Origin of the sequence: Ensifer oleiphilus (genome assembly GCF_013371465.1) — a bacterium.
Taxonomy (GTDB): domain Bacteria; phylum Pseudomonadota; class Alphaproteobacteria; order Rhizobiales; family Rhizobiaceae; genus Ensifer; species Ensifer oleiphilus.
In genome coordinates, this window is record NZ_JABWDU010000001.1 from 824,141 (window position 1) to 837,723 (window position 13,583).

General features: G+C 62.1%; 10 protein-coding genes and 1 riboswitch. Of the genes, 5 read left to right on the forward strand and 5 right to left on the reverse strand.

Annotated elements, in window-relative coordinates:
• The first annotated feature begins 25 nt into the window (after positions 1-25).
• Positions 26-2,476 carry a DUF1217 domain-containing protein gene (locus HT585_RS03940; RefSeq protein ID WP_176351694.1) on the forward strand — a complete coding sequence of 817 codons (2,451 nt, stop codon included), beginning with the start codon at positions 26-28 and terminating at the stop codon, positions 2,474-2,476.
• Positions 2,477-2,487: 11 nt separating this feature from the next.
• Here the strand turns inward: HT585_RS03940 and HT585_RS03945 are convergent, their stop codons facing one another.
• From HT585_RS03945 to HT585_RS03955, 3 genes are all read right to left on the reverse strand, one after another.
• A complete protein-coding gene (locus tag HT585_RS03945) occupies positions 2,488-3,921 on the reverse strand; it encodes an FAD-binding oxidoreductase (protein WP_176351695.1) in 1,434 nt (477 codons plus the stop codon).
• A 44-nt stretch (positions 3,922-3,965) separates the two neighbouring features.
• Entirely contained in the window at positions 3,966-4,940 is a 975-nt protein-coding gene (locus HT585_RS03950) for an L-threonylcarbamoyladenylate synthase (protein WP_176351696.1), read from the reverse strand.
• 81 nt (positions 4,941-5,021) lie between these two features.
• A complete protein-coding gene (locus HT585_RS03955) occupies positions 5,022-5,621 on the reverse strand; it encodes a DUF6656 family protein (RefSeq protein ID WP_176351697.1) in 600 nt (199 codons plus the stop codon).
• A gap of 316 nt (positions 5,622-5,937) precedes the next feature.
• Positions 5,938-6,139, forward strand: a riboswitch (cobalamin riboswitch).
• Between the two features lie 106 nt (positions 6,140-6,245).
• On the opposite strand from HT585_RS03955, the gene HT585_RS03960 reads away from it, so the two are divergent.
• Both HT585_RS03960 and HT585_RS03965 read left to right on the forward strand, forming a co-directional pair.
• Positions 6,246-7,490 carry an aromatic ring-hydroxylating oxygenase subunit alpha gene (locus tag HT585_RS03960; protein ID WP_176351698.1) on the forward strand — a complete coding sequence of 415 codons (1,245 nt, stop codon included), beginning with the start codon at positions 6,246-6,248 and terminating at the stop codon, positions 7,488-7,490.
• A gap of 1 nt (position 7,491) precedes the next feature.
• Complete coding sequence (locus tag HT585_RS03965; RefSeq protein ID WP_176351699.1) at positions 7,492-8,589, forward strand: FAD-binding oxidoreductase; 1,098 nt, start codon at positions 7,492-7,494, stop codon at positions 8,587-8,589.
• A gap of 46 nt (positions 8,590-8,635) precedes the next feature.
• Here HT585_RS03965 and HT585_RS03970 read toward each other — a convergent pair whose 3' ends face one another.
• Positions 8,636-9,700 carry a glycoside hydrolase family 25 protein gene (locus tag HT585_RS03970; RefSeq protein ID WP_176351700.1) on the reverse strand — a complete coding sequence of 355 codons (1,065 nt, stop codon included), beginning with the start codon at positions 9,698-9,700 and terminating at the stop codon, positions 8,636-8,638.
• A gap of 418 nt (positions 9,701-10,118) precedes the next feature.
• On the opposite strand from HT585_RS03970, the gene HT585_RS03975 reads away from it, so the two are divergent.
• Complete coding sequence (locus HT585_RS03975; protein ID WP_176352174.1) at positions 10,119-10,550, forward strand: BA14K family protein; 432 nt, start codon at positions 10,119-10,121, stop codon at positions 10,548-10,550.
• A 64-nt stretch (positions 10,551-10,614) separates the two neighbouring features.
• Here the strand turns inward: HT585_RS03975 and HT585_RS03980 are convergent, their stop codons facing one another.
• On the reverse strand, positions 10,615-11,604 hold the full coding sequence (locus HT585_RS03980; RefSeq protein ID WP_176351701.1) for a transporter: 990 nt from the start codon (positions 11,602-11,604) through the stop codon (positions 10,615-10,617).
• A 197-nt stretch (positions 11,605-11,801) separates the two neighbouring features.
• On the opposite strand from HT585_RS03980, the gene HT585_RS03985 reads away from it, so the two are divergent.
• Positions 11,802-13,580, forward strand: coding sequence for an acyl-CoA dehydrogenase family protein (locus tag HT585_RS03985; protein ID WP_176351702.1), 1,779 nt, complete (start codon positions 11,802-11,804; stop codon positions 13,578-13,580).
• The last annotated feature ends 3 nt before the right edge of the window (positions 13,581-13,583 follow it).

The window sequence follows — 13,583 nt, forward strand, 5'->3', positions numbered from 1 at the left end:
TGAGTTAAGCGACGGGGCAGCAGGCATGGTTTCGACCTATCTCAACTACAGCCGGATCACGAGCGATTTGAGGACCAGTCTCAATCGCGTGGCCGATCAGCCGCTGGTCGCGCGCGAGGCCCAGTACTACAAGGAAAATATAGGCAGCGTGAAAACCGTCGATGCGTTCCTCGACGACTATCGCCTCTATGCCTATGCGATGAAGGCGCATGGGCTTGAGGATATGGCCTATGCCAAGGCCTTCATGCGCCAGGTGCTCGAAAGCGATCTCAAGGATAAGGACAGCTTTGCCAACCGCCTGACTGATGAGCGCTACCGCAACTTTGCCGAGGCGTTCAACTTCAGCACATCGTCGGCCACCGCACAGACGACGGCGCAGCAGGACGCGTTGATCGGTCTCTACAACGAACGTGTCTCCAATCTCGACACTGTTCTCAAAGGAGACAACGCCTACTTCAATGCGGCGATGGACCTTGTCACCAACGTCGATCAATTTCTTGGAAATGAACGTTTGCGTTCCTACGCTTTCGGAATCTTCAACATCGACAAGCGCAACTATTCCTACGACCAGGTGCGGTACGCACTGACCAGCGAGCCGGCCGATCTCGCCAACTCCCAGACCGCGGCGCAGACCCGGCGTACTGACGCCGAAAAGACGCTGACCGACCTTGAAACGCGTGAGACAGCCGTAAAAGACATCACCACGCTGACGGCACAACTTGCCGCTGCCGCGGAGGCTGACAAGCCGGCGATCCAGGCGCAGATCGACGCAAAGAACGCCATTGTCGCCGATCTCGACACCAAACTGCCGCCACGCGGCGATCAGTCGAATGCGTTGGCTTCGCAGCTTTCAACCGAAGTGAGCCTGTTGACGCGCCAGATCAGCATGCTCGACTCGTATCGCCAATTGAACGCCGCATTCAACTTCGAGCCCGATGGCAGTGTGCCGGCGGGCGGCAAGGCGATCACCGACGAAAAGAAGAAGATGCTGAATGAGGCCTATATCTTCAGCAGCCCGCGCCTGACGCCGTCGGGCGCCGTGCTCAACAGGGATTACTTCGAACAGAAGATCGGTTCGATCACCACGGTGGCCGAACTCGTGGCTGACACGCGCATGCTCAACTATGTCCGAACGGCCTTCGGGCTGCCTCCGACAGCCGTCGGCGCGACGATCGAGAACATTCTCACCAGCGACATCAACGATCCGAACAGCTACGTGAACAAGTTCGGTGGTGAATACAACAAGGCCTACAAGGCTCTGCTTGCCGCGTTCAATTTCAAACCCGACGGCACGTTGCCGGCCGACACCAAGCCACAGACGGCGGCGCAGACCAAGACGACCACCGACGGCTACATGGTCCATTACAACGACGCCGACGATGAAGACGACGAGTCCAAGATCGGCCGGTACAAACTGCAGATCAAGACGCTGAAAACGGTCGATGATCTCATTGGCAACAGCGAATTGCGGTCGTTCGTGTTGAGCGCGTTTGGTCTTGAAAAAGAGGATCTGACGCCGCGCAGGCTCAAGCAGATTCTGACGAGCGATCTCAACAATCCGGCAAGCTACGCCAATTCCCTGCGGGACGAGCGTTACACCAAGCTGGTGAAGGCGTTCAATTTCAACCCCGATGGCACGCTCGGCGCGCCGAAGCTGGCGCAGAACGAGGCCGATATCGTCAATATGGCCAAGGCCTACATCGTCGAGAAGTCGCGTTTTGGCACGGAGGAAGAAAAGAAAACCGCCAAGACGAAGGCTGAAGAGGAAAGCAAGTACTATACGACGCAGATCCAGAAGGTCGAGACGCTCGACGATTTTCTGAAGGACAAGCGTCTCGTCGATATCGTGCTCATTGGCGCCGGCATCGATCCTGAGGGCGTCAAGACCGACTACCTCAAGCAGATGTTCGCGTCCGACCTCGACGATCGCAAGAGCTTTATCAACACCGATCCGAACGGCTTGAAGTATCGCGAGATCGTGTCCGCCTTCAATTTCGACAAGGACGGAAAGATCGTCAGTGGCGAGGCCGGGCAGATACAGACACGGCGCGGTCTGATCACCACCATCGATCTCTACCTCAACCAGACGCTCGAGGAGAACGAAGGCGCGGACAATGCAGGTGTTCGTCTGGCGCTCTATTTCAAGCGCAAGGCGTCGGAAATCACGACGCCCTACGATCTGCTCGCCGACAACGCCCTGATGCAGGTGATCCGCACCGCCTACAGCATGCCCGAAGGCATGGCGAGCGCCAAGATCGAGATGCAGGCCGCCTACATCGAACGCACGATGGATATCAAGGATCTCCAGGATCCGGACAAGCTTGAAAAGCTGCTCCAGCGCTTCACCGCGTTGTACGACGTCGAAAACAATACCGACGTCTCTCCCGGGCTCGCCATCCTGACGGGCGGCAGCGGCGGCGGCATCAGCGCCGATGCGTTGTTTTCACTCGCGCAGCTGAGGTCCGGCGGGCGGTAGGCCCTGCGCCGTCAGTCCGCCCGCAACACCTTGTCGGGGTTCATGATGCCTGCGGGATCGAAGGCGTGCTTGATGCGGCGCATCAGCTCGATCTCTATCGGGGAGCGAACCTCGACGAGTTCGTCGCGTTTCAATTGCCCGATGCCGTGTTCGGCCGAGATCGAGCCGTTGTATTTCGCGACGATGCCATGAACGATCGCGTTCATTTCCCGCCAGCGATCGAGAAAGGCCTGTTTGTCGGCGCCGACGGGCTGCGAGATGTTGTAGTGAATGTTGCCGTCGCCCATATGGCCGAAGGAGCAGATGCGCGCTCCCGGCATCGCCCGCATGACGGCCACGTCGGCCTCTTTCATAAAGGCGGGAATGCTTGAAACGGGAACGGAAACGTCGTGCTTGATCGAGCCGCCTTCCGGCTTCTGTGCCGGCGACATGCTTTCGCGCATGTGCCCAAGGGCCTTGCGCTGGTCTTCACTCGCAGCAATCACCGCGTTTTCGACGAGGCCGCCGACGATCCCCTGCTCAAGCAGGTCGTGCACCATGCGCTCGGCGCTTTCGGCGGTGTCGGAGGTGGAAATGTCGATGAGCGCGTACCAGGGGTGAACGGTGTCCATCGGATCGCGCACGCCAGGGATATGCTTGGCAGTGAACTCGACGCCGAGCCGTGGCATCAGTTCGAAGCCGGTGAGCGCCGCCCCGCAGAGGCTTGATGCCCTATCGAAGAGGGCCAACGCATGCTCGACGCTGCCGACGCCGGCAAAGGCGACCTGGTGGCCAAGCGGCTTCGGAAACATCCTGAGGACGGCACCGGTGATTACGCCGAGCGTGCCTTCCGCGCCGATGAACAGATCGCGCAGGTCGTAACCGGTGTTGTCTTTCTTCAGCCGCCGCAGCCCGTCCCAGATCTCGCCGGTCGGCAGCACCACCTCAAGGCCGAGGCAAAGCTGGCGCATGTTGCCGTAGGCAAGCACCGCCGTGCCGCCGGCGTTGGTCGAGAGGTTGCCGCCGATGCGGGCCGACCCTTCAGACCCCAGCGACAGCGGAAACAGCCGGTCGTTGTCGTCGGCTGCCTTCTGGATATCGGCGAGGATACAGCCGGCGTCGGCAACGATGACGTTGCCGACGGGGTCGATGTCGCGGATCCGGTTCAGTCTCTGCAGTGACAGGACGATGTCGGCCTTGCCTTCGCGCGGGATCTGCCCCGCCACGTGACCGGTATTGCCGCCCTGAGGAACGATTGCCGTGCGCGTCGCGCTGGCAAGCTTCATGATGCGCGACACCTCCTCGACGGTGCCGGGGCGAAGCACCATGGGCGTGGTACCCTTGTAGAGCCCGCGGGATTCGACGAGGTAGGGGGCAAGGTCCGCCGGGTTCGTCAGCGCATTGGCGCTGCCGACGATGTTGATGAAGGAGGCGATCAGTTCTGGAGAGGGGAGCGTCGTCGTCATGGCCCTGCCTTCGCAAATGCGCCTGCTGGCGCTCAGTATCTTGGTCAGTCTCTGGGGGCGGCCGCGCGCTGCAGCCGGTCGAGGATCGCTTCACCCAAACCTTCGGGGGGGATGGGGCCGAAGGCAATGGTCGCGGCGCCGCTGGCATCGGCTTTCTTCATGTAGTCGAACAGATTGGCAGCCGCCTCGCGCAGGCTGCCCGCCGGGCTGAGATCGAGCACGATTGCCGCATGTTCTTCGCCGGGGAGTGCCGCGTTGCCGAAGCGGATCAGGGCTTCTCCCGGGCGCACGTCGCCGGCGTCGAGCCGGACAGCCGCGCCCGGCGCGTAGTGCGAGGCGAGCATGCCCGGAGCCTCGATTGTCGCGCCGGCACTTTCGGGTCTCGACACGGAAAGGCCGGTCAGATTTTCGATAGCGAGGACGTCGAGACCGCCTGGGCGCAGCAGGCGCAACGCCCCGTCCTCGACCTTGATGATTGTCGATTCAAGCCCGATCTCCGCCGAGCCGGCGTCGAGAATGAGCTTGAGGCGTGGGCCGAGATCCGCGTTGACATGGGCAGCGCTCGTCGGGCTGATCTTGCCTGACGTATTGGCGCTCGGGGCTGCGAGCGGCCGGCCGAAACGGGCGATCACCCGACGGGAGAAGCCATCGGGCATGCGGATGCCCAGGGTGTCGAGACCGGCCGATGCGAGCGCATGCACGGAACTTGTCGGGCGCTGGGGCAGGATCAGCGTCAGCGGGCCGGGCCAGAAGGCTTCGGCCAGGCGTCGCGACAACGGATCGAACGTCACATGGGCTTCAGCCATCGCCATGTCCGACACGTGCGATATCAGCGGGTTGAAGCGAGGGCGCCCCTTCATCTCATAAATGCGGCTGATCGCATCCGGGTTGGTGGCATCGGCGGCCAGGCCGTAGACCGTCTCGGTGGGAATGGCGACGGGCTCGCCTTCGGCAAGCACAGCGCAGGCACGCTCGATCGCGCGTTCCGGCTCGGTCCGTGTGTCAATGATTTCGGCCATGTCGCTTCCCTTTCCGAGGCTTCCTTAAAGGAGCGCCGGGAAAAACAGAACGATTTTCTTCAGGGGAGGCGCGTCGGTGGTTCAGAGGCTGCGGATGATGCGCCGCAACGCCTCGTCGCGTGCGCCGAGCATCAGCACGTTCTTGAGCGCGACCTTCGGGTCATCGGTACGGAAGAGCAAGCCGTTGTCGCTGACGCTGCGATTGATCGTCATTTGTCCTTCTTGCGCATCGGGTTCGATGGCGACGGCGAAGTACATCCGGGAATAGCCGGTCTGGATGCGTTCGAAGAAGTGTTTTTCGTCGCCGAGATCACAGAAGAAGTTGGCGAAGTAGAAGGACCAGGTGACGTCCTTGGACTGGGCGAGATGTGTTCTCGCCGCCGTCACATGGCAATAGCCCAGATGCGGCCGGCCGGCGAGCGTGCGGTGGAAGATCATCTTGGGAAACTGGATGGACGTATGGAAGCCGTTCATCCGCTTGTGCGTCGTTTCGCCGGCGGTCGTCAGCTTGTGGCCGGTGCGCTGGGCAACCTCGTCGTAGCTCAGATAGCGCCGTTCGCGCTGCGACCATTGCCGCCTCTCGATGCGGCCGGTGCGTAGGAATTCGGTATGGACCGCTGCCTTCGGAGCGATCGTGGGCAGCTTCTCGGCTGCGGCGTCGTAGTATTTGAGCTTTGCCATGGACTTCAATGCGCTGTTTGCCGGTTCGGTCGGTTTCTCCGTCAGGCGACGCTAATGCATTATGGTTAATGGAAGATTTCGTTGCACCCGGCAGGATCGATGGGCCGAGGACGCGATAGATGTCGCAAAATGGCGAAGGCTTCGCGCTTTCGAGCAGGCGTTGCCGGAAAAAGCGACAACTGCCCAATCTTTGATCTATCTCATTGTTTATAATGAAAAATGACCGGACTTGTGGTGTTTCTGACACGCGATGCGCTGTGTCGTCTTTCTGGAACCGGATGTCGTTAATCGGCAGCTGCGACGACGGCTTCCGCGATTAGATATGTCTACTCAAGGTGCCGCCTCTTAGGGAAGGTGGAGAATTGGGAAGCCGGTCAAATCCCGGCGCTGCCCCCGCAACGGTGGTGGAGCGAAAGCCTCGGCACAAAACCACTGGACGGTTCCGTCCGGGAAGGCGCCGGGCTGGTCCTTGCGGATAGCTCCTGAGCCCGGAAACCAGCCTTGACACGAATAGACCGTAACGGGTTGCGGCGGGCAGCCGGATCGGAGCCGTCATCGCACAGGCAATGCGCCTGCGCGGGTTCCAGTCCTGCCTCTCCGAAACAAGGCCAACGAGGACAGGACATGGACATCAAGGGCGATATGCTCCGCAAGCTGAAGGGTCGACGCGACGGCTACAGCCTCGACCGGGCCTTCTACATCGACCCCGACTACTACAGGCAGGATCTCGAAAGCATCTGGTACAAGGACTGGCTGTTCATCGGCCACGACTGCGAGGTCCCGCGCGCCGGCAACTATTTCACCGTCCAGGTCGGCGATTACCCCGTCGTCATAGTCCGCGACCGGCAGGGCACGATCCGCGCGCTGCACAATTCTTGCCGTCACCGCGGCTCTCGCGTCTGCTCGCAGCACAAGGGCTCATCGGCCAAGCTCGTCTGTCCCTACCACCAGTGGACCTACGAGCTCGACGGCACCTTGCTCTTTGCCCGCCAGATGGGCGAGGATTTCGACAAGGCCGCCCACAGCCTGAAGCCGATCCACTGCGAAACGGTCGGCGGTTACATCTTCATCAACCTGTCCGAACAGCCGATGGACTTCGCCCCGTTCCGCGACATGGTCGCGCCCTATCTGGCGCCGCATCGCCTCGGCGAAACCAAGGTCGCCTTCGAAAGCACCATCATAGAGAAGGGCAACTGGAAGCTCGTCTGGGAAAACAACCGCGAGTGCTACCATTGCGCCGCCAACCATCCCGAGCTTTGCCGCACCTATCCGGAAGCCCCGACGGCGACCGGCGTTCAAGGCGCCAAGGATGATCCTGTCATTGCCGCCCATTGGGCAAAATGCGAAGCGGCCGGGCTTCCGAGCGAGTTCCGCATGTCCGAGACAGGCCAGTTCCGCTCGGCGCGCATGCCGCTGATCGACGACGCCGAGAGCTACACCATGTCCGGCGCCCGCGCCGTGCGGCGGCAACTATCGGCAGACGTCAGCCAGAAGCATATCGGCACGCTGCTCCTGTTCCATTATCCGTCGACCTGGAACCATGTGCTGGCCGACCATGCCATCACCTTCCGGGTTCTGCCGCTCGGGCCCGAGCTGACGCAGGTGACGACCAAATGGCTGGTCAACAAGGATGCCGTCGAGGGCGTCGACTACAATCTGGAAGAACTGACGCACGTCTGGACCGAGACCAACGATCAGGATCGCCAGATCGTCGAAGAGAATGCTTTCGGTATCCGCTCGCCGGCCTACCAGTCGGGGCCATATTCGCCCGATCACGAAGGCGGCGTGATGCAGTTCGTCGAATGGTACTGCAAGTTCATGGAACAGCGCCTGCAGGGCGAAGCTGCTCCGCTCTTTAGGGTCGCCTGACATGCAGATGGCATCCTCGTTCCATCACTTCGATGAGCTCCATGTCTGGATCGACAGGCAGAACACGCTCGAATGCATATCCGCGGTCGTCGAGACCGCTGATGTGATGACCTTTACCTTCCGGCCCGAGAAGCCGGCCTGGTTTCGCTACCTGCCCGGTCAGTTCGTCACGCTCGAACTGCCGGTCACGGACGACGAGCCGGTCATGCGCACCTACACGCTGTCATCGACGCCTTCCCGGCCGTTGTCGATCGCCGTCACCGTCAAGGCGCAGGCCGACAGCATCGGCACGCGCTGGATGTTCGATCACCTGAAGCCCGGCATGCGGCTGAAGGCCTTCGGCCCGCTCGGCGATTTCAGCTTCGTGCGCCATCCCGGTGAAAAATACCTGTTCATCTCTGCAGGCTCCGGCGTCACGCCGATGATGTCGATGACGCGGTGGATGGCGGACTGCATTCCGGAGACCGACGTCACCTTCATTTCCTGCGCCCGCCGGCCGGACGATCTTCTGTTCCGCTCGGAACTTGAAGTGCTGGCCCGCCAGATGTCGGGGCTGAACCTCGGCTTCCTGGTCGAGGGGCATGAGGCCCGGCATGGCTGGCACGGCCTGCGTGGCCGCATCGACGGCGCCAAGCTGCCGCTGCTGGCACCCGACTTCATGGACCGCACGGTGTTTTGCTGTGGCCCCGAGCCGTTCATGCGCGGCGTGCGCGAACTGTTGAAGGCGGCCGGCTTCGACATGAGCCGCTATCACGAGGAAAGCTTCCAGCCGGCGGCAGCACCGGCAGCTGAGGAGATTGCGGTCAGGGCAGGGGCGGCAAGCGACGGCGACGCGCAGGGCGCCAAGGTGGTCTTCACCATGAGCGGCAAGGAGATCGAGGCCAAGCCCGGCCAGACGATCCTGCAGGCGGCGCGCGCCAACGGTGTGAGGATCGGGGCGGCCTGCGAAGGCGGCATCTGCGGCACCTGCCGGGTGATGAAGGTCGCAGGCGAGGTCGAGATGAACCACAATGGCGGCATTCTCGACGACGAAATCGACGAGGGCTACATCCTTGCCTGCTGCTCGCGACCGTTGGGAGATGTGCAGATCGAAGCGTGATGCGGTGTTGAATGGCGTCGACGGCGCGTGACCTATGGCGGGGCCGTCAGCGGCTGGCAGCTGCGAGCCGCAACGCGCGATCGTGCCGGCCGAAATCGATGGATCCGGTCGCCATCATGTCGACGCCTTCGCCCGCAGCGCTTTCGGCTTCCGCGCGGCTGATGAGCAGAGGCTGGCTTTCGATTGCGGCCTTTGCCTGGGCAGCGACGGATGCGCCGGTCCCGTCATAGGCCTTGGCTATGAGAACGAGGGGCATCGGTTTTTCCGGCAACAGGACACCACCCGCCCATATCGATCGCAAGGCGGCGCTCGACATGGCAGCAACGTTGACGTCGATGTCGTCGAGCGTGCCGGGCACCCGATAGGGGCAGCGTCGCTTGCCGCAATTGATCCCCGAAGAAAACTGCCATAGCGCGTAGCTGTCCCAGTTGCCCATCGGGAAGACCTGGCGGATATCCGGCTTGTAGCGCGCGTACCAGAGTGGCAGCCGCGACAGCAGCCGATGCTTGGAGCGGTTGGCCGCGATGTATTTCGCCGTCACGTGGTTGGTGTAGAGCATCGGGTAGCGGCCCGTGCGTGTCTTGATGTGGCCGGCAAAGATCGCCGCGTCTTCGAGCGACATGTATTTGTCCGGGTCGATGCCTTCGAGATCGAGCACCATCAGCTCGTCGTCACGCGGCTCCGCATAGTCGAGGAAATGGTTGGCCTGATCGACCGGGTTGCCGGGGCGGGCGAGATGGTAGGCGCCCCAGAGCAGCCCATGGGCGCGGGCGATCATCCGCCGTGTCTGGTATAGCTCGCGGCTGACCGCGTATTTGCGCCACATCGTCTTGCAATGGGCAAACGTGTCGCCGCCATGATCGCCGGTGCAGGAGAAGCTTTCCGGCAAGCCGTCGGAAGCCTTGGCGATGAAGCCCGAGATGCGCTTGTCGGCAAGCATTTCTTCCCAGTCGATGCTGTTCATCTCGTAGGCATCGACGATGATGGCGTTCGATTTCGTCTTCCAGGGCTCCAACTCGCCGGCGCGTGCGTTTGCCGCCGCGAAAGCCAGACCCAGAAGGGTCGCGAGGCGCAGAATCATCCGTAACGTGGAGATATGCCGCTTTGCCATTCAGTGAGATTGCCGACTCTACAGTTAATGGATCGTAAATCCCAGTCCCCGAGCCGACTGTGCTTGAGACTGGGGCGAATGTATAGAGACTTGCGGCTGTATATAAGGGAGTGCTTCTGTTGTCGTCGCCATCCCTGGGAGGCACTGTTTCCGCACCTCGACAGGGCCTCTGTCACAATCTTGAAAACAGCGTTCACCATGGGCGTCGCATCGGCAGGAGCCTCAACTTCCTGTATCGGAACATGGAACAAAACCCGTGACTTAGGCGTTGTGGCAGGATTTCGTTGCTTGCGATCGCCCCATCGGCGGGATCCGTATCGACACAAAGATGAAATCGCGCAAAACTGGCGGTTGTGATGGTGGCGCGCTGGCATCCAAGGCGGCGCACGGTACTCTTATGGAGGGTTATGTGAGAAAAATGACAGGCAAGTGGTTCTCCGCAGTGCTTGCTGCGGCAGTCTTGGCGACTTCGGCCGCACCGTCCCAGGCTTTCATGCCGGCTCCGCCGCGTGTCGAACGGCAGAGCGAAGCAACCGAGATTCAGTATCGCCGACCCGGCTACGAACGCCGCGGCGGTTACTACTATTACAACGGCTATCGCGGCTACAACTATCGCCGGCCGGGCTATCGCTACTACAATGGCTGGTGGTACCCCATGGCCGCCTTTGGTACAGGCGTGATCATCGGTGGCGCGATCGCCCAGCCGCCGCGCTACGAGCGTCCCGCTCCAGCCTATGGCAGCCGCCACGTGCAGTGGTGCTACGACCGCTATCGCTCTTATCGTGCCTACGACAACACCTACCAGCCCTATGGCGCGCCGCGCCGGCAGTGCTACTCGCCTTACAGCTAAGCAGGCAGGAAAGAGAGACATCGACGGAGGCCGGGCATCGTCCGGCCTTTCTCGTGCGGCAAGATCAGAGAATGCCGATCCGCCGGAGGATCCACCAGGCAAGGCCCATGGAAAGCGCGATGAACAGCGCGGCATAGAGCGTGCCGCTGCCGTCGGCGAAGGGAAGCGTGCCCGTGTTCATGCCAAAGAAGCCGGTGACCAGCGTCGGCGGCAGCAGGAAGGCCGTCATCAGCGACAGAATGTAGAGGTGCCGGTTGGTTTCGGATGAAATTTTGCTGTCGATCTCCTCGTGTAGCAGGCGCGCACGCTCCTGCAGAGCGAAGACGTCGCGATCGACAGACTCCAGCCGATCCGAAAGGCGCTCGGTGACGTCGATGAAGCCGGGCGGCACCTCGTCTTCCTCCGACGCCCCGGCGCGGCGCAGCAGAGCGAGGATCGTGCGCAGATGTCGGTGAAGGCGAACGACCGTCCGACGCAACGGCGCCAGGCCCGGCTGCTGCCGGTGGCCGGCCTCGCCGTAGACATGGTCCTCGATGACATTCAGCTCTTCGGTGAGTTCCAGCACCAGCGAGATCAGCGTGCGCTGGAATTCCACCACCAGCATTTCAAAGAGATCGATGGGCCGCGCGCATTTCGTGCTCTTCTCGACGGCCGCCTTCACCCGGTCGATGCTGCGCAGCGGGTGCAGCCGGGTGGTGATGATCACCCTGTCGTTGACGGCGAAATGCAGCCAGCCGATCGTCTTCGTCACCGCGTCGAAGGTGCGCTCGAAATCGACGAGAGTTCCATGCACGATATCGTCGGAAACGGTGATGGCCGCCTGGGTGTCGTGGCTGGTCAGCGTCGTCACAGCGGCTGGCGGAAGGTTCCCGATCCGCTCGATCAGCGCCGGCGTGCGCGCGTCCGAAAGCGCCAGGTGCAGCCAGATCCAGCCGTCGCCCTTGAGCAGGCCGTCGATCGAGGCGTCGTTGGCGATGCGTTGGCATCGGCTTTCGCCCGGCAGGAAGCGGTAGGCCCAGACGAGGCCGGGTATTTCGGGAGAAATCAGGTTCATGTGAACGCCTTGGCGAGGGCCATCGTTACTGGCTTCTATGCGCCGTTGATGACAGTTTTGTTACGGTGCCGTCCGCGCCGGGAGCCATCGCCATGCGGGCTGAATTGACGTTGACGTTTACGTAAAAATCAATAGTGTTCGGCCAAACGAAGATGCGCCGGCAGCTGCGAAAGCGCCCGGTATCTGGGAGGATCATCATGTACAAGGCACCCGTTGACGAGATTTCATTCACGCTGAAGCACGTGGCCGGCATGGCCGGCGCGCTGGAAAGCGGCGCCCTTGGCGATCTTGGCGAAGATCTCGTCGATGCGATCCTGTCGGAAGCCGGACGGTTTGCGACCGAGGAAGTGGCGCCGCTCGGCGACGTCGGCGACAGACAGGGTTCCCGCCTCGTCGATGGCAAGGTCCAGACCCCGGATGGCTGGCGCGATCTCTATCACAACTGGATTGGCGGCGGCTGGAACGGCTTGACGGCGCCGGAAGAATTCGGCGGCCAGAACCTGCCGCATATGCTCCATGTCGCCGCGATGGAAATGTGGAACGCCGGCTCGATGGCTTTTGCGCTGGGGCCCACGCTCACCATGGGCGCCGTAGACGCGCTGGAGAAGCACGGCTCCGAAGCCCTGAAGGGGACCTATCTGCCGAAGATGGTGTCCGGCGAATGGACCGGCACCATGAACCTGACGGAGCCGCATGCCGGCTCCGATCTCGGTGTTCTCAAAAGCCGGGCCGAGCGCCGCGATGACGGCACCTATCGCATCTTCGGCCAGAAGATTTTCATCACCTGGGGCGAACACGACTTTACCGACAACATCGTTCATCTCGTGCTTGCACGGCTGCCGGATGCGCCTGCGGGCACCAAGGGCATCTCGCTGTTCCTCGTGCCGAAGTTCCTGGTGAATACCGACGGTTCGCTCGGCGAGCGCAACGATCTGTTCTGCCATTCGCTGGAGCACAAACTCGGCATTCATGGTTCGCCGACCTGCACGATGATCTACGGCGACGGCAAGTTCGGCGCTGAAAAGGGGGCGATCGGCTATCTGATCGGCGAGGAAAACCGCGGCCTTGCCTGCATGTTCACGATGATGAACAACGCCCGGCTTGCGGTCGGCATGCAGGGCGTCGCGATTGCCGATGCCGCCACGCAGAAGGCGATCGCCTTTGCCAAGGAACGCACTCAGGGCAAGGCGCCTGGCTGGTCCGGCGAGGGCATGAGCCCGATCATCGAGCACCCGGATGTCGCCCGCATGCTGCTGACCATGAAGGCTCTGACCCAAGGCTCGCGCGCCATCGCCTATGCCTGTGCCCACGCGGTGGACATGGGCCACGCTGACGGCGACAAGACGACGTACTGGCAGGAACGCTCCAGCCTCTTGACGCCGATCGCCAAGTCGTTCGCCACCGATGCCGGCGTTGACGTCGCCTCGCTCGGCATACAGGTTCACGGCGGCATGGGCTTCATCGAGGAGACCGGTGCTGCCCGTTATCTTCGCGACGCCCGCATCGCCCCGATCTATGAGGGTACCAACGGCATCCAGGCGATCGATCTCGTCACCCGCAAACTGCCGCTTTCGGGCGGCGCGCATGTGCGCGGCTTCATCGCTGAACTGCGCGAGATCGCTTCCGCCGTCCGCGCTTCCAACCGCGAAGGTTTCGGCGCGACGGCAGCGCGCCTCGATGTGGCGCTCGACGATCTCTCCGATGCGACGGAATGGCTGCTTGCGGCCGTGTCAGCCGGCAAGCTCTCCGAGGCATTGGCTGGCGCGACTGCCTATCAGCGCCTTTTTGGCCTTGCCTTGACCGGTGCCTACCTCGCCAAGGGTGGTCTCGCCAAAACGTCTGATGGCAAGGATGAGCAGCGCATCGCGCTCAGCCGGTTCGCCGCCGAAAACATGCTGGCGGAAACCTCCGCCTTGAAGGATCTCGTCGTTACCGGCGCCGACAGCCTCGCTGCCGCGCGAGCCGTCTTGGGTTGAGGG

Bases quoted from the DNA above. Each gene is read 5' to 3' on its own strand.
- HT585_RS03940 (WP_176351694.1), top strand. From the start codon at position 26: ATGGTTTCGACCTATCTCAACTACAGCCGGATCACGAGCGATTTGAGG.
- HT585_RS03945 (WP_176351695.1), bottom strand. From the start codon at position 3,921: ATGACGACGACGCTCCCCTCTCCAGAACTGATCGCCTCCTTCATCAAC.
- HT585_RS03950 (WP_176351696.1), bottom strand. From the start codon at position 4,940: ATGGCCGAAATCATTGACACACGGACCGAGCCGGAACGCGCGATCGAG.
- HT585_RS03955 (WP_176351697.1), bottom strand. From the start codon at position 5,621: ATGGCAAAGCTCAAATACTACGACGCCGCAGCCGAGAAGCTGCCCACG.
- HT585_RS03960 (WP_176351698.1), top strand. From the start codon at position 6,246: ATGGACATCAAGGGCGATATGCTCCGCAAGCTGAAGGGTCGACGCGAC.
- HT585_RS03965 (WP_176351699.1), top strand. From the start codon at position 7,492: ATGCAGATGGCATCCTCGTTCCATCACTTCGATGAGCTCCATGTCTGG.
- HT585_RS03970 (WP_176351700.1), bottom strand. From the start codon at position 9,700: ATGGCAAAGCGGCATATCTCCACGTTACGGATGATTCTGCGCCTCGCG.
- HT585_RS03975 (WP_176352174.1), top strand. From the start codon at position 10,119: ATGACAGGCAAGTGGTTCTCCGCAGTGCTTGCTGCGGCAGTCTTGGCG.
- HT585_RS03980 (WP_176351701.1), bottom strand. From the start codon at position 11,604: ATGAACCTGATTTCTCCCGAAATACCCGGCCTCGTCTGGGCCTACCGC.
- HT585_RS03985 (WP_176351702.1), top strand. From the start codon at position 11,802: ATGTACAAGGCACCCGTTGACGAGATTTCATTCACGCTGAAGCACGTG.